Genomic DNA, 16614 nt, shown 5'->3' with positions numbered 1-16614 from the left:
GTGAGCGAGAATCCGACCACACCGAGCAGCAACGACCTCGATCTGTTGGCTCAGGGCAAGCACTACAACCCACACTCGATACTGGGCGCGCACTCGGTCGAGGGCGGCACCGCAATACGAGCACTCAAGCCGAACGCGGAATCGGTCGTTGCCCGAGTCGGCGGCGTCGACTACCCGCTGGCGCACGTCGCGCACGGCGTGTTCTCGGCTCTGGTGCCGATCGATGACCTCATGGACTACCGACTGGTCGTCACCTGGCCAGGCGGCAATACCACCACCTCCGCAGATGGCTACCGCTTCCTCCCGACGCTGGGTGAACTCGACCTCCACCTCTTCGGCGAGGGACGCCATGAACGGCTGTGGGACATCCTCGGTGCCCACGAGCAGAACTACACCACACCCGATGGCGACGTCAGTGGAGTGTCGTTCGCAGTGTGGGCCCCCGCAGCGTCCGGAGTGACCGTCATCGGCGAATTCGACGGCTGGACCGGGCAGAGCTTCCCGATGCGCGCGCTCGGATCTACCGGTGTGTGGGAGCTGTTCATCCCCGATATCGGTCCCGGCACCATTTACAAATACCGCGTCCACGGTTCCGACGGAGTGGCACGCGACAAAGCAGATCCGATGGCATTCGCCACCGAAATTCCGCCTGCCACAGCGTCGGTCGTCTCCAGTGCGCAGTTCGAGTGGACGGACGACAATTGGATGGAAGCGCGCGGCGACGTCGAGCCGACTGCCGCACCGATGAGCGTTTACGAAGTTCATCTGGCGTCGTGGCGTCCGGGCCTCGACTATCGCGAGATGGCCAGGCAACTCGCCGAATATGTCCTCGAGACCGGATTCACCCACGTGGAGCTGCTGCCCGTCGCAGAGCATCCGTTCGGGGGCTCATGGGGATACCAGGTCACCTCGTACTATGCCCCGACCTCCAGATTCGGCAGCCCCGACGACTTCCGTTTCTTCGTCGACCACCTCCACGAGGCCGGTATCGGCGTCATCGTCGACTGGGTTCCCGCACACTTCCCCAAGGACGAGTGGGCGCTGGCCCAGTTCGACGGCGGTCCGCTGTACGAGCACGGCGACCCGAAGCGGGGTGAGCAACTCGACTGGGGCACATTGGTTTTCGACTTCGGTCGCCGCGAGGTACGAAATTTCCTCGTTGCCAATGCGCTCTTCTGGCTCGACGAGTTCCATATCGACGGGCTCCGCGTCGACGCCGTCGCATCGATGCTCTATCTCGACTACTCACGCCCCGAAGGTGGTTGGACGCCGAACATCTACGGTGGCCGTGAGAATCTCGAAGCGGTGTCGTTCCTGCAGGAAATGAACGCGACCGTTCACAAGAAGTTCAGGGGCGTCGTGACCGTTGCCGAGGAGTCGACGGCATGGCCCGGCGTCACTCGACCTACCAGCGTCGGTGGGCTCGGCTTCAACATGAAGTGGAACATGGGGTGGATGCACGACACCCTCGGATTCCTCGGTCGCGATCCGATACACCGCACTTTCCACCACCACGAGATCACGTTTTCCCTCGTCTACGCGTGGAGTGAGAACTACCTGCTGCCGATCAGCCACGACGAGGTGGTGCACGGCAAGGGAACGCTGTGGACTCGGATGCCGGGCGACGATCATCAGAAGGCCGCCGGAATGCGAGGAATGCTCGCATACATGTGGGCCCACCCAGGCAAGCAGCTGCTGTTCATGGGTCAGGAATTCGGCCAGACACGCGAGTGGTCCGAGGAGCGCGGGTTGGACTGGTTCCAACTCGACGAAAACAACGACAGCGGGCTGCACCGCGGCGTGTTGACCCTCGTCACCGATCTCAACGCCGTCTACCGCGAGCACTCGGCGCTGTGGACGCTGGACACCTCACCCAGCGGCTACTCATGGATCGACGCCAACGACACAGAGAACAACGTCCTGAGTTTTCTCCGCTACGGATCCGACGGTTCGGTGGTCGCCTGCGTCTTCAACTTCTCAGGAGTCGTACGCGGGGACTATCGTGTCGGACTACCGGAACCTGGACGGTGGCACGAGATCCTCAACACGGATGCAACCTCGTACGGCGGCAGCGGAGTCGGCAATCTCGGAGAAGTGACGGCAACTTCGCACTCGTGGCACGGCCGACCGGCGTCTGCACAGGTCGCGCTGCCCGCCAACGGAGCGATCTGGATCAAACTGGAGCGATAGATGAGTGGCGGTCCTACCCGACGCAGCAGTCGTACGCGGCACGCAGTGTGGGTGACCGCCCTCATCGCCACCTCGGCGTTGCTCAGCTCGTGCGCTCAGACCATCGACGGACGTGCGGTATCGATCTACGAGAACCCGTTCACCGTGGCGGGACTTCCGGTCACGGACGGGCCGAGTGGGCCTCGTCCGGGAGTCAAGAACTCCACACTCGAGGTTCGCAACGCCGAGGGCACCGACTCCGACATCATTGCAACCAATGCCATCGACGACATTCAGCAGTACTGGTCGCAGACGTACCCGGAGTTGTTCGGCGGCCCATTCACACCCGTCTCGGATCTCATCTCGTGGGATGCCAGCGAGGACGAAGACGAAGGCATCCGCTTCTGCGGCTTCCGTACCGGAGGCATTCCGAACGCGGCGTACTGCACGAAAGACGACACCATCGGCTGGGATCGGACGATCCTGCTACCCGCCTTGATCGACGCGTTCGGACCGATGGCGGTCGTCATGGTCATCGCACACGAATACGGCCATTCGGTGCAGCATCAGTCGGGTCTCGTCGGCGACGACACTCCGACCATCGTGGCCGAGCAACAGGCCGATTGCTTCGCAGGTGCCTTCATCCGACACGTCGCGGAGGACAAGTCACCGCATTTCACCATCAACACCTCCAACGGCCTCAACGACGTTCTGGCCGCGACGGTCTCCGTTCGAGACGTCGACCCCAACGATCCAGAGTCCGTACATGGTTCGGCATTCGAACGCGTCACCGCCGTTCAGATCGGGTTCACCGACGGCGCGTCGACGTGTGTGGGCATCGACGAGGACGAGATAGAGTCTCGCCGAGCCGATCTGCCCCAGAAGTTCAGCGACGCCGACGACGACGGTGAACTCCCGATCACCACCGAATCACTCGAAGCATTCGTTCGATCGTTCGAAAGCCTGTTGAAGCTCGACAACCCGCCTACCGTGTCGTACGCCGGTAGCGACACCGGCTGCCCGGGGGGCACCGCCACCGAACCGGTCTCGTACTGCAGCGCGACCAACACCATCGGTGTCGACGTGGACGCACTCGCCGAGCTCGGCACTGCCGAACGACCTCGCCGCGGAGATGTAATCCCGCTCAACGTTTCCGGCGACTACAGCGCGTACGTACTGTTCGCGTCCCGATACACCCTCGCGGTGCAGAACGCAGCCGGGCAACCGCTGGACAATCCACAGACCGCACTCCGGTCGGCATGCCTGTCCGGTGTCATCACCGCTGGCCTGAGCTCCGAGAACCCAGAGGCCACCGACCTCGAAGTGTGGCTGTCTCCCGGCGATCTCGACGAAGCGGTGTCGGGGCTGCTCAGCGACGGCCTCACCGCAAGCGACATAAACGGTGTGACGCTACCCAGCGGGTTCTCGCGTGTCGATGCGTTCCGCTCAGGCGTGCTGGGTGGGCAGGACACCTGCAACGCCCGCTACCGCTGACTCAGTACAGCGCGGACGCCAGCTTTCGACGGGCAGCGACAACGACAGGGTCGGCCGGATCGAACAATTCGAACAGCTCGAGCAGACGCGTTCGCAGCTGCGTCCGCTCGTCTCCGGCTGTGCGCTTGACACCTGCAATGAGTCGAGCAAAAGCTGCTTCTGGGTTCTGCTGCGACAGTTCGACATCGGCGGCTTCGATCTGAGCTGCGACGTCTGCCGGTGCTGCATCTGCCTTCGCAACAGAGTCGGCATCCACATTCTGTACGCGCGCCAGGAACTTGATCTGCCGTAGCGCGGCCACAGCGTCTGTGTTGGCCGGTTCCGCGTCGATGATCTCCTCGTACGCAGCGATTGCCGAGTCGAAGTCGCCTGCGTCGAGCGCCTCCTCGGCGGCGATCAGTCGTGGATCTTCTTCCTCGGGTTCGCTTTCGACCGGTTCGGCACCGGGAGGACCGGAGAGCTTGCCCGCAGTCGCCTGCTCGATCGCCTCGATCCACTTACGAAGCTGGTCATCGGGCTGCGAGCCCTGAAAGTCAGCGAGCGGCTGACCACCGGCGACAGCAACGACCGTCGGGATAGCTTGGACACCGAATGCCTGGGCGATCTGCGGGTTGCTGTCGACATCGACGCGCGCATGAATCCACGTTCCGCCGGCTTCGACTGCCAGCTGTCCGAGTTGGCGAGTGAGAGCGACCGATTGTGGAGAACGAGCCGAACCGAGATCGACGATGACGGGCACCTGCGACGAACGTCGAAGGACTTCCGCCTCGAATGTGGCAGTTGTCACATCGACAATCGGAGGCAATCCCCCACCGACGTCACCGGCTTCTGCAGGCGGCGGTGGCGCCGGCCGATCTTTCAACGCCGACAGGTCGAAAGCACCCGCGATCGATGCGGGAACGGCAGCAGGCGGACGGGTTGACGAGCGAGGTCCGGGTCGAGTCACGCTCTACAGTTTGTCACTAAGTCGGTTCCCTCACTACCGCCGAGGTCGGCTCCCGCCCGAGCAGGCCATTCCGCAGGCTCCACTGCTCGCCCACCCCGGGTCATTTCGCAGGCTCCACTCCTCGCCCACCCCGGGTCATTTCGCAGGCTCCACTCCTAGGCAACGCGCTTGGCGAGATCCGGCTCGGACGCACTGAGTTCGGCGAGCTTGCCTGTACGTGCAGCCCACACCTCGAACACAATGGTTCCGAACGGTGGCACACTCGCAATGCCGGCCAGAAGAGTCGTGACGATGCTCCATCGAAGCTTCACAGCCGTCACGACCGTGATGACGAGATAGAGAACGAACACCGCTCCGTGGAGCGGTCCGAAAACCTTGACACCGATTTCGTTGCCATCTGCGGGGATGTACTTGAACGCCATACCGATGAGCAGTCCGAGCCAGGTAAGGGCCTCGAGCACTGCAATGAAGCGGAAACGCTTCGCGGTGGAGCTCAGGTCGAAGAAGTTCAGCATGTCGACTATTGTGCCTGATCGACTACGACACGTTGTAGTGGCTCTGGTCTCACTCCACTGGCTTGACCAGAACCACTACACCGTGTGCTTGCGGCCTCGTTACTTCTTGGGCACTCGCAGGATCAGTGCATCACCCTGACCACCACCGCCACACAACGCCGCCGCACCGACACCACCACCACGACGCGCCAACTCCAACACCAGATGCAACGCAATCCGAGCACCCGACATCCCCAACGGATGCCCGATCGCAATCGCACCCCCATTGACATTGACCCGATCCTCCGCAATCCCCAACTCACGCATCGACGCAATACCCACCGCCGCGAACGCCTCGTTGATCTCCACCAAATCCAACTCCACCGGATCGATCCCCTCCCGACCACACGCCTTCACAATCGCCCGCGCAGGCTGCGACTGCAACGACGAATCCGGACCCGCCACCACCCCATGCGCACCGATCTCCGCAACCCACGCCAACCCCAAACTCTCCGCCTTCGCCCGACTCATCACCACCACCGCAGCAGCACCATCATTGATCGTCGACGCATTACCCGCCGTGATCGTCCCCGAACTAGAAAACGCCGGCCGCAACCTCCCCAACGACTCCACCGTCGTATCCCCGCGGATCCCCTCATCCTGCGCAAACACCACCGGATCACCCCTACGCTGCGCAACCTCCACCGGCACCACCTCCTCATCGAACACACCGTTCTTCCACGCCGCAGCCGCACGCTGATGCGACGCCGCCGCGAACGCATCCTGCTCCTCACGACTACACGCCACCGCACCCTCGTTACACGACTCCGTCAACCCACCCATCGCCTGATCAGTGAAAACGTCATACAACCCGTCATAGGCAAGGTGATCCTTCATCGTCACATCACCGAACTTGAACCCCGCACGCGACTTCTCCAACAAATGCGGAGCCTGCGTCATCGACTCCTGACCACCAGCAACAATCACCTCGAACTCACCCGCCCGAATCAACTGATCCGCCAAGGCAATCGCATCCACACCCGACAAACACACCTTGTTGATCGACAACGCCGGCACATCCATCGCAATACCCGCAGCCACCGCAGCCTGACGCGCCGGCATCTGACCCGCCCCCGCCGTCAACACCTGCCCCATGATCACGTACTCCACCAACTCCGGACCCACCCCCGACTTCTCCAACGCACCCCGAATCGCAATCCCACCCAAATCCGACCCCGAAAAATCCTTCAACGCCCCCGACAAACGACCCACCGGGGTCCGAGCCCCAGCCACAATCACCGACGTAGTCACTATTTTCCTCCAACCGAGTGCACGAAGTTAGTCGTCTTTCGCTACAACAGCCCCGGTGAGCGGTGCGATCGAGCTGACGCTAACGTCGACTCTATGACCTCCACCGAGCAGTCCTCTACCGGACTCCCCATTCGATCCGACCTCGTCACGGCGATAGACCACGTCGGTATCGCGGTTCCTGATCTGGACGTAGCAATCGCCTGGTACACGGACAACCTGGGGATGGTGGCCACGCACGAGGAGGTCAACGAGGGTCAAGGCGTCCGCGAAGCCATGCTGTCTTTCCCCGGTGCGCCGGACGGAGCGTCCGCGTTGCAGTTGTTGGCTCCCCTCGACGAGAACTCGACGATTGCGAAGTTCATCGGCCGGAACGGACCGGGGCTTCAGCAGCTGGCTTACCGAGTAACCGATATCGAAGAGATCTCGGCCGAACTGCGTTCCCGCGGTGTGCGGTTGCTCTACGACGCGCCCCGCAGAGGTACGGCCGACTCTCGCATCAACTTCATTCACCCCAAAGACGCAGGTGGGGTGCTGATCGAGTTGGTAGAACCGACCAAAAGTCCGATTCACTGACATACCGTATGGCCACGCAACCTACGCACCGGTAAATTGGCCGCCATGGCCATTGAGCAAGAGCGCACCGGGGTGCAACTTCCCTTTTCCATCGTCCGAAAAGGATTCGATCGCGACGAAGTCACCAACTACTTCGAGCGGTTCGACGCAGAACTTCGGCTGACGACCGCAGATCGAGACGCCGCGGCGTCGCAGGCCCGTGATCTGGCCAAACAACTCGACGACGCACGAGACGAAATCGACGAACTCCGCAAGGACATAGACCGGCTCTCGGTCCCGCCGACCACTGCCGAGGGAATGAGCGACCGCATCTCGCGGATGCTGCGACTCGCCTCGGACGAAGCATCCGAGGTACGGGCCAAGGCCCACGCCGAGGCCGAAGAGATGGTCTCGGTCGCCGAGCAGGAGAGCGCGCGATTGCGCGGTCGACACGAATCGCTCGTCGCCGAGCTCGAAGAGCGTCGTTCGGCTCTCGAGACCGAGCACGAGCAGACGATGGCTCAAGCCCGGACGGAGGCAGCCCGCGTCGTCGAGGCCGCACAGTCCGAGCGAGACCAGCTCGCCGCCGAGTCCGAAGCGAAGCGCGCGAAGGTCCAGGAAGACTTCGAGATCACCATGGCCGATCGAAGGTCCAAGATCCTCGCAGCTCTCGAGGACCTCGAGGCGTCGAGCAAAGCCGATGCCGCGCACCGCATCGAGGAAGCGACCAACGAGGCGACGCGTCGCCTGCAGGCGGCGACGGAGCAAGCCGAACGGCGAATTGCACATTCGAAGGAACTGGCCGAGGAACTTCGCGTGCTTCGCAGCCGAGTTCTGGCTCAGCTCCTCGGAATTCGTGGGCAGTTGGATTCGGTTCCCGCCATGCTCGCGTCAGTCAATCGTGAGAGCGAGCTTCTCGACGTACCGGAGTCGAACGGCGTCAGCAAGGACGATGAGTCTGCCGACGATGCTGCATCGAAGGAAAAGGCCGACACCTCTTCGTGATTTGCCCGGGCGCTGGTCGTCAGGACCAGCGCCTGGTAAGTCCTCGGGTACTCCGGCCCGACCAGCAACCGGTATGCCAGTGACGTCGGTTCTCCGGACCACCGAGTTCTGCAGCCGGCCACGCGACAATGTGCGCGACGCCCGGCCGGATCTCGTGATCGCAACCGGGGCACCTGTAGGCCTTGGTGGCCCGATTGCCGGGGACAGTGCGAGTGGTGAATTCTTCGTCGGTCCAGCCGGACGGACCGGCCTCGATCCGGGCCCCACCCATCAACGAGTCGGGACGGGAGTCCCTTGAACCGGCAGTCTTCCGGTTCGTCTTGCGATCATGGTTCCGTCGAGGCACACATCGATTGTATGAGAACGAATCAGAAGAGCCTGAACTCCGTGCTCTCCGTGCCGCGAAGCACGTCGTAGTCCAAGGTGAGGCACCGAATCCCACGATCTGTGGCGAGAGTCTTCGCTTGCGGCTTGATGATCTGGGCCGCGAACACTCCACTGACGGGTGCGAGTACCGGATCTCGGTTCAATAGTTCGAGATACCTGGTGAGCTGCTCGACGCCGTCGATCTCCCCGCGTCGTTTGATCTCGACCGCCACCGTACCGCCGTCCGCGTTTCGACACAGTAGATCGACCGGACCGATAGCCGTCATGTATTCGCGCCTGACAAGGGTGTACCCCTGCCCCAGCGTCTCGACGTGTTCAGCCAGAAGTTCCTGAAGATGCGACTCGACGCCGTCCTTAACCAATCCGGGATCGATGCCGAGCTCGTGGCTCGAATCGAGCTCGACGTCCTCGATCGTGATGCGAAGTTCTTCGCCGGCTTTGTTCGTCACGACCCATTTGATCGACTCGTCTTCGGCGGATTCCACCATCCAGCACGGCGGGCTCATCCAGTTCAGTGGCTTGTACGCGCGATCATCGGCATGCACGCTCACCGAGCCGTCGGACTTGACCAGAAGCAGTCTACGAGCAGGAGGAAGATGAGCGGTGAGACGGCCGACGTAGTCCACTTGGCACCGAGCAATTACGAGACGCACCCGCCTACCCTAAGCCAAACCGACCGCTAGTCTGTGACCACCATGCCTCAACTGAGCCGATCCGCCGCACCACTTGGATCACGCCTTCTCGGCGACACTTCCGAGTCGCCGAGACGACGACGGATTCGAGTCCAAGTACTCCTGACGATCTTTCTGATCGGCGCGAATCTAATCGGGGCAGTGATCGTCGGCGCTCTGGTCAGCGTTGTAGTGCCTGGCCCGAACGTGCTCGACCCCGCCAAATACTGGTGGGTCAACTTCATCGTGATCCCCACTTATGTCGGGCTGGCATTCATCGTCGGGGTGCTATGGGGCACCACGAGAGCGCTCCGGGCGCTCCGCTGGGCGATCGAGGACCGCAAGCCCACCCGAAAGGAGCAGGTCAGCACCCTGTCCATGCCGTGGCAGCTCACCCGTGTGCAGATCTTCCTATGGACGGTCGCTCTGATCTTGATCACGACTATCGATGGAATCATCGACCCTCAGTCGATTCCCAAAGTTGCCTTCACGATCGGCGCTGGCGGAACAGTCGTGTGTGCATTCAGCTACTTGCTGAGCGAGTTCGCATTGAGACCCGCGGCAGCGCGAGCGCTGGAGGCAGGCGATCCGCGACGTATTCGGATTGCCGGCGTCATGGGGCGGTCGATTCTGTCCTGGATCCTGGGGACCGGTGTGCCCACTGCAGGCCTCATGATCATCGCCATCTTCAGCTTCATTCGGCCGTATCAGACCGACGCCGACAGATTGGCTGTAGCAATTCTGGCCTTGGGCGGTATCACCCTCGTGTTCGGATTCTTCCTGACGCTGCTCGGGGGATTCGCGACGACCGCCCCCATCAGCAACGTGCGGTCCGGTATGGCAGAGGTCGAGCGCGGCAACATGGACATCCACCTCGCCGTCTACGACGGCACGGAGCTCGGCGAGCTGCAGAGTGGCTTCAACAGGATGGCCGACAAGGTCCGCGAACGGGAAAAGATTCGAGATCTATTCGGACGGCACGTAGGTCAGGAGGTCGCCGAAGCAGCGTTGAGCAAGAATCCAGAGCTCGGCGGCGAGGAACGCGACATCGCGGTGTTTTTCATCGACCTTGTCGGTTCCACTGAAATCGCCTCATCACGACCACCAACCGAGGTAGTCGCACTGCTCAATAGATTCTTCGCCGTCGTCGTCGACGAGGTCGACGAACACGGTGGCTTCATCAACAAATTCGAAGGCGACGCGGCACTCGCGATCTTCGGTGCTCCAGCCGAAATCGACGATCACTGCGGGTCGGCCCTTGCCGCTGCTCGCAGAATCAGCGCGCGCCTCCGCGAAGAGGTTCCCGAATGCAGCGCCGCAGTGGGAGTCGCTTCGGGTCGCGCCGTCGCCGGCAACGTGGGAGCCAAGTCTCGCTTCGAGTACACAGTCATCGGTGACCCGGTCAACGAGGCCGCACGGTTGTCGGACCTTGCCAAGAACGCACCGGGTGCCATCCTGGCCTCCAAGATCACCGTGGAAGGCGCGCACTCGGCTGAAGCGGAGTGCTGGAAGTTCGGCGACAGCGTGACGCTCCGCGGTCGTTCGGTCGAAACCATCCTGGCCAGTCCCGTGTCCTGAACGACGGACGTCCCGAACAGCTGGGGTGATCTACTCCCCTGTTGTTCGCGTTCGGGTTCTGCGTGCTGGGGAGTTGGAACTGTTTTTGGCGACCTGGGACGGGTTCTCGGAGGTGAATGGGTGTGCCAGCTTCGTGATGGGGAGTGGGGGTGGGGAATGCAGAACATCCCCGGCCACGGGAGGGTGGTCGGGGATGGTGTGGGTGGTGAAACCGAAAGAAGGGGACCCACGATGTGGGTCCCCTTCGTTCAAAATGTGTTCGGCGGTGTCCTACTCTCCCACACCCTGTCGAGTGCAGTACCATCGGCGCTGGAGGGCTTAGCTTCCGGGTTCGGAATGGGACCGGGCGTTTCCCCTCCGCTATGGCCGCCGTAACTCTGCGAAACAGTGTCACGAGCGAACCGTGTATCCAACCCATACGGGTGGATGCGGGTTCGTGTATTCGATTGTGCTACTGAACAACTACTCGTGTGTTGTTTCAGATATTGCACAGTGGACGCGCTTGCATTTGTTTTTATGGTAAGTCCTCGGCCTATTAGTACCAGTCACCTGCATCGGTTACCCGACTTCCAGTTCTGGCCTATCAACCCGGTGGTCTGCCGGGGGCCTTACCCCCTCGAGGGGGTGAGAAACCTCATCTTGGAACAGGCTTCCCGCTTAGATGCTTTCAGCGGTTATCCCTTCCGAACGTAGCTAACCAGCGGTGCTCCTGGTGGAACAACTGGCACACCAGAGGTTCGTCCGTCCCGGTCCTCTCGTACTAGGGACAGCCTTCCTCAAGTTTCTAACGCGCGCGGCGGATAGAGACCGAACTGTCTCACGACGTTCTAAACCCAGCTCGCGTGCCGCTTTAATGGGCGAACAGCCCAACCCTTGGGACCTACTCCAGCCCCAGGATGCGACGAGCCGACATCGAGGTGCCAAACCATCCCGTCGATATGGACTCTTGGGGAAGATCAGCCTGTTATCCCCGGGGTACCTTTTATCCGTTGAGCGACACCGCTTCCACATGCCGGTGCCGGATCACTAGTCCCGACTTTCGTCCCTGCTCGACTTGTCAGTCTCACAGTCAAGCTCCCTTGTGCACTTGCACTCGACACCTGATTGCCAACCAGGCTGAGGGAACCTTTGGGCGCCTCCGTTACATTTTAGGAGGCAACCGCCCCAGTTAAACTACCCACCAGGCACTGTCCCTGAACCAGATCATGGTCCGAGGTTGAGGTATCCAATACGATCAGAGTGGTATTTCAACAACGACTCCACAGTAACTAGCGTCACCGCTTCACAGTCTCCCACCTATCCTACACAAACCGAACCGAACACCAATACCAAGCTATAGTGAAGGTCCCGGGGTCTTTTCGTCCTGCCGCGCGTAACGAGCATCTTTACTCGTACTGCAATTTCGCCGAGTCTATGGTTGAGACAGCTGAGAAGTCGTTACGCCATTCGTGCAGGTCGGAACTTACCCGACAAGGAATTTCGCTACCTTAGGATGGTTATAGTTACCACCGCCGTTTACTGGGGCTTAAATTCTCAGCTTCACCACCACAAGGGCAGTTAACCGGTCCTCTTAACCTTCCAGCACCGGGCAGGCGTCAGTCCGTATACATCGTCTTACGACTTCGCACGGACCTGTGTTTTTAGTAAACAGTCGCTTCTCACTGGTCTCTGCGACCCCACCCAGCTCACACTGCAAGAGTGATCACCGAACGAGGTCCCCCTTCTCCCGAAGTTACGGGGGCATTTTGCCGAGTTCCTTAACCATAGTTATCTCGATCGCCTTAGTATTCTCTACCTGACCACCTGTGTCGGTTTGGGGTACGGGCCGTGTGAAAGCTCGCTAGAGGCTTTTCTCGGCAGCATAGGATCACTGAATTCGCCTCAATCGGCTACGCATCACCTCTCAGGCTCGAATGAACGGCGGATTTGCCTACCGTTCGCCCTACAGGCTTACACCAGTACTACCACTGACTGGCCCAGCTACCTTCCTGCGTCACCCCATCGCTTGGCTACTACCAGATCAGGTCCCACGCATCCACCACACCCCTCACTCTCGAAAGAGATCGGTAACGTGGATTCAGGGTGGTTAGTGTCACTGATTCACCATGGGCGCGTTCACACGGGTACGGGAATATCAACCCGTTGTCCATCGGCTACGCCTGTCGGCCTCGTCTTAGGTCCCGACTCACCCTGGGCGGATTAACCTGGCCCAGGAACCCTTGGTCATTCGGCGGACGAGTTTCTCACTCGTCTTTCGCTACTCATGCCTGCATTCTCACTCGCGCAGCCTCCACACCTGGATCACTCCGATGCTTCCACGGCTGCACGACGCTCCCCTACCCACCCACACACCTGGCACACCCCCCGTAAGGGATATGCGGGCTATTGTGTGAGTGCCGCAGCTTCGGTGGTGTACTTGAGCCCCGCTACATTGTCGGCGCAGGATCACTTGACCAGTGAGCTATTACGCACTCTTTCAAGGGTGGCTGCTTCTAAGCCAACCTCCTGGTTGTCTTCGCGACCCCACATCCTTTTCCACTTAGTACACGCTTAGGGACCTTAGCTGGCGATCTGGGCTGTTTCCCTCTCGACTACGAACCTTATCGCCCGCAGTCTCACTGCCACGCTCTCACTCATCGGCATTCGGAGTTTGGCTGATTTCGGTAAGCCGGTAAGCCCCCTAGACCATCCAGTAGCTCTACCTCCGATGAGAAACACGTGACGCTGCACCTAAATGCATTTCGGGGAGAACCAGCTATCACGGAGTTTGATTGGCCTTTCACCCCTACCCACAACTCATCCCCTCAGTTTTCAACCTAAGTGGGTTCGGTCCTCCACGACGTCTTACCGTCGCTTCAACCTGGCCATGGGTAGATCACTCCGCTTCGGGTCTAGAACACGCCACTACACCACATAACATGGATACGCCCTATTCGGACTCGCTTTCGCTACGGCTACCCCACACGGGTTAACCTCGCGACATGCCACTAACTCGCAGGCTCATTCTTCAAAAGGCACGCCATCACCCCCAGCGAACAAGTCACTCGAAGGCTCTGACGGATTGTAAGCGCACGGTTTCAGGTACTATTTCACTCCCCTCCCGGGGTACTTTTCACCTTTCCCTCACGGTACTAGTCCGCTATCGGTCACCAGGGAGTATTCAGGCTTATCGGGTGGTCCCGACAGATTCACAGCAGATTTCACGGGCCCGCTGCTACTTGGGTATCCACTACAACAGTCACAGTATTTTCGTCTACGGGACTCTCACCCTCTACGACAGGCCGTTCCAGACCACTTCGACTAACACCATGATTTCTCACTGTCGGCCGATCCGGCAGAATCGACAAAGCAAACCCCACAACCCTCCATACGCAACCCCTGCCGGGTATCACACGCACAAAGTTTGGCCTCCTCCGCTTTCGCTCGCCACTACTCACGGAATCACAATTGTTTTCTCTTCCTGTGGGTACTGAGATGTTTCACTTCCCCACGTTCCCTCCACACACCCTATATATTCAGGTGCAGGTAACACGACATCACTCGTGCTGGGTTTCCCCATTCGGACACCCTCGGATCACAGCTCGGTTGACAGCTCCCCGAGGCTTATCGCAGCCTCCTACGTCCTTCATCGGCTCCTGGTGCCAAGGCATCCACCGTACGCTCTAAACTACTTACAATAAAGATGCTCGCGTCCACTGTGCAATTCTCAAACAACACACACACTCCCACCCACACTCCACACCATGACCACCACCGAAGTGATGCGGTCTGCTAGAAAGCGAAAGCCTGTATATGTCTTGCCTAGAAAGAAACACTCACGTGTTCTCTCAGGACCCAACAGTGCATCGATATAGCCACCGCCGGACAGTCATTGAAGACTCCCCGATACGCGATGTCTGATTGTCAGTGTTCCACCCGTGAGCTCCCGCCGTTCCACATGTGGGAACGAAACGGGCTCTGCCACACCATCATCTACTGACTGTTCAGCAGTGCACGGCCTGGAGAATGCTCCTTAGAAAGGAGGTGATCCAGCCGCACCTTCCGGTACGGCTACCTTGTTACGACTTCGTCCCAATCGCCGATCCCACCTTCGACGGCTCCCTCCCACAAGGGGTTAGGCCACCGGCTTCGGGTGTTACCGACTTTCATGACGTGACGGGCGGTGTGTACAAGGCCCGGGAACGTATTCACCGCAGCGTTGCTGATCTGCGATTACTAGCGACTCCGACTTCACGGGGTCGAGTTGCAGACCCCGATCCGAACTGAGACCAGCTTTAAGGGATTCGCTCCACCTCACGGTCTCGCAGCCCTCTGTACTGGCCATTGTAGCATGTGTGAAGCCCTGGACATAAGGGGCATGATGACTTGACGTCGTCCCCACCTTCCTCCGAGTTGACCCCGGCAGTCTCTTACGAGTCCCCGCCATAACGCGCTGGCAACATAAGACAAGGGTTGCGCTCGTTGCGGGACTTAACCCAACATCTCACGACACGAGCTGACGACAGCCATGCACCACCTGTACACCGACCACAAGGGGGACCGTATCTCTACGGTTTTCCGGTGTATGTCAAACCCAGGTAAGGTTCTTCGCGTTGCATCGAATTAATCCACATGCTCCGCCGCTTGTGCGGGCCCCCGTCAATTCCTTTGAGTTTTAGCCTTGCGGCCGTACTCCCCAGGCGGGGCGCTTAATGCGTTAGCTACGGCACAGATCCCGTGGAAGGAACCCACACCTAGCGCCCACCGTTTACGGCGTGGACTACCAGGGTATCTAATCCTGTTTGCTACCCACGCTTTCGTTCCTCAGCGTCAGTTGTTTCCCAGAGACCCGCCTTCGCCACCGGTGTTCCTCCTGATATCTGCGCATTTCACCGCTACACCAGGAATTCCAGTCTCCCCTGAAACACTCAAGTCTGCCCGTATCGCCTGCAAGCCCGAAGTTGAGCCCCGGGTTTTCACAAACGACGCGACAAACCGCCTACGAACTCTTTACGCCCAGTAATTCCGGACAACGCTCGCACCCTACGTATTACCGCGGCTGCTGGCACGTAGTTAGCCGGTGCTTCTTCTGCAGGTACCGTCACTCACGCTTCGTCCCTGCTGAAAGAGGTTTACAACCCGAAGGCCTTCATCCCTCACGCGGCGTCGCTGCATCAGGCTTCCGCCCATTGTGCAATATTCCCCACTGCTGCCTCCCGTAGGAGTCTGGGCCGTGTCTCAGTCCCAGTGTGGCCGGTCACCCTCTCAGGTCGGCTACCCGTCGTCGCCTTGGTAGGCCATTACCCCACCAACAAGCTGATAGGCCGCGGGCCCATCCTGCACCGATAAATCTTTCCACCACAACACATGCATGCTGTGGTCATATCCAGTATTAGACCCAGTTTCCCAGGCTTATCCCAGAGTGCAGGGCAGATCACCCACGTGTTACTCACCCGTTCGCCGCTCGTGTACCCCGAAAGGCCTTACCGCTCGACTTGCATGTGTTAAGCACGCCGCCAGCGTTCGTCCTGAGCCAGGATCAAACTCTCCGTAAAAGACTCTCGATCAATGGTCGAAACCACAAATCAGTCATAGACAAAAGAGTCAAATCACTAGCAAAAAAACTCAACTAGCAAATTCAAAACAACACCCGACAACAACCACCACAAGCGGATGACTGATACATCGAATGCATTCACCAAAACAAAAAATTTCGGCACTGACATTCATCGACACACTGTTGAGTTCTCAAAGAACACGCACACACCATCGCCATGCTCTCGCACATGCTCCGGGGCTTACACGCTCATTTCCCGTGCGAGGAAATCTTCTACCTCGTCCGGGAGCGCCAGGTCGATCTCCGTCGCACCGCGTGTCCCGCACCTTTCGGTTTGGGCCGGTGTCCGTGTCGCTCTGACTCGACAAAAGTTACGCCAAGAAGAACTCCTTCGCAAATCGCCTGGTCAGCGCACCGCGCCAGTTAACAACGGGCGCTGCAAGGTTTCAGTCCGAGGCTTACGGTGGGTCC

The 16614-nt window shown here is 59.9% G+C and carries 10 protein-coding genes and 3 rRNA genes; 5 read left to right on the top strand and 8 right to left on the bottom strand.

Annotation, left to right across the window (positions count from 1 at the left end):
* Both glgB and WDS16_RS04285 read left to right on the top strand, forming a co-directional pair.
* The gene (gene glgB / locus WDS16_RS04290) at window positions 1-2190 is read left to right on the top strand and encodes a 1,4-alpha-glucan branching protein GlgB (RefSeq protein ID WP_338890760.1); all 2190 of its coding nucleotides are present in this window, start codon (window positions 1-3) and stop codon (window positions 2188-2190) included.
* Window positions 2191-3663 (top strand): metallopeptidase, encoded by a 1473-nt coding sequence (locus tag WDS16_RS04285; protein ID WP_338890758.1) that lies wholly within the window; start codon window positions 2191-2193, stop codon window positions 3661-3663.
* A gap of 1 nt (window position 3664) precedes the next feature.
* Here WDS16_RS04285 and WDS16_RS04280 read toward each other — a convergent pair whose 3' ends face one another.
* The 3 genes from WDS16_RS04280 to WDS16_RS04270 all read right to left on the bottom strand — a co-directional run bounded on the left by WDS16_RS04280 (window position 3665) and on the right by WDS16_RS04270 (window position 6414).
* Complete coding sequence (locus WDS16_RS04280) at window positions 3665-4552, bottom strand: tetratricopeptide repeat protein (protein ID WP_338893242.1); 888 nt, start codon at window positions 4550-4552, stop codon at window positions 3665-3667.
* Between the two features lie 212 nt (window positions 4553-4764).
* Complete coding sequence (locus WDS16_RS04275) at window positions 4765-5133, bottom strand: DUF3817 domain-containing protein (protein WP_338893241.1); 369 nt, start codon at window positions 5131-5133, stop codon at window positions 4765-4767.
* A 90-nt stretch (window positions 5134-5223) separates the two neighbouring features.
* Window positions 5224-6414, bottom strand: coding sequence for an acetyl-CoA C-acetyltransferase (locus WDS16_RS04270; protein WP_338890756.1), 1191 nt, complete (start codon window positions 6412-6414; stop codon window positions 5224-5226).
* Window positions 6415-6507: 93 nt separating this feature from the next.
* On the opposite strand from WDS16_RS04270, the gene mce reads away from it, so the two are divergent.
* On the top strand, window positions 6508-6987 hold the full coding sequence (gene mce, locus WDS16_RS04265) for a methylmalonyl-CoA epimerase (RefSeq protein ID WP_338890754.1): 480 nt from the start codon (window positions 6508-6510) through the stop codon (window positions 6985-6987).
* 45 nt (window positions 6988-7032) lie between these two features.
* Window positions 7033-7971, top strand: coding sequence for a hypothetical protein (locus tag WDS16_RS04260; RefSeq protein ID WP_338890753.1), 939 nt, complete (start codon window positions 7033-7035; stop codon window positions 7969-7971).
* Between the two features lie 19 nt (window positions 7972-7990).
* Here WDS16_RS04260 and WDS16_RS04255 read toward each other — a convergent pair whose 3' ends face one another.
* Complete coding sequence (locus WDS16_RS04255) at window positions 7991-8317, bottom strand: ATP/GTP-binding protein (RefSeq protein ID WP_338890751.1); 327 nt, start codon at window positions 8315-8317, stop codon at window positions 7991-7993.
* 22 nt (window positions 8318-8339) lie between these two features.
* On the bottom strand, window positions 8340-9011 hold the full coding sequence (gene nucS / locus WDS16_RS04250) for an endonuclease NucS (RefSeq protein WP_068378031.1): 672 nt from the start codon (window positions 9009-9011) through the stop codon (window positions 8340-8342).
* A 42-nt stretch (window positions 9012-9053) separates the two neighbouring features.
* Between nucS and WDS16_RS04245 the strand changes: the two genes are divergently transcribed.
* Window positions 9054-10607 carry an adenylate/guanylate cyclase domain-containing protein gene (locus WDS16_RS04245; RefSeq protein ID WP_338890748.1) on the top strand — a complete coding sequence of 518 codons (1554 nt, stop codon included), beginning with the start codon at window positions 9054-9056 and terminating at the stop codon, window positions 10605-10607.
* 257 nt (window positions 10608-10864) lie between these two features.
* On the opposite strand, the gene rrf is transcribed toward WDS16_RS04245, so the two are convergent.
* From rrf to WDS16_RS04230, 3 genes are all read right to left on the bottom strand, one after another.
* Window positions 10865-10981, bottom strand: a 5S ribosomal RNA gene (gene rrf / locus WDS16_RS04240).
* 141 nt (window positions 10982-11122) lie between these two features.
* A 23S ribosomal RNA gene (locus tag WDS16_RS04235) occupies window positions 11123-14284 on the bottom strand.
* Between the two features lie 339 nt (window positions 14285-14623).
* Window positions 14624-16141: ribosomal RNA gene (locus WDS16_RS04230) — 16S ribosomal RNA — on the bottom strand.
* Together the 16S, 23S and 5S rRNA genes form the textbook arrangement of a ribosomal RNA operon.
* Window positions 16142-16614: the final 473 nt, after the last annotated feature.

The sequence above is a fragment of the Rhodococcus sovatensis genome (genome assembly GCF_037327425.1).
GTDB classification, from domain to species: Bacteria; Actinomycetota; Actinomycetes; order Mycobacteriales; family Mycobacteriaceae; genus Rhodococcoides; species Rhodococcoides sovatense.
The sequence above is the reverse complement of the archived record's forward strand: the minus strand, read 5'-3'. Positions and strand labels throughout refer to the sequence as shown.

Excerpts from the sequence above, each read along its gene's own strand:
- WDS16_RS04285 (WP_338890758.1), top strand. The coding sequence starts at position 2,191 with ATGAGTGGCGGTCCTACCCGACGCAGCAGTCGTACGCGGCACGCAGTG.
- mce (WP_338890754.1), top strand. The coding sequence starts at position 6,508 with ATGACCTCCACCGAGCAGTCCTCTACCGGACTCCCCATTCGATCCGAC.
- WDS16_RS04260 (WP_338890753.1), top strand. The coding sequence starts at position 7,033 with ATGGCCATTGAGCAAGAGCGCACCGGGGTGCAACTTCCCTTTTCCATC.
- WDS16_RS04245 (WP_338890748.1), top strand. The coding sequence starts at position 9,054 with ATGCCTCAACTGAGCCGATCCGCCGCACCACTTGGATCACGCCTTCTC.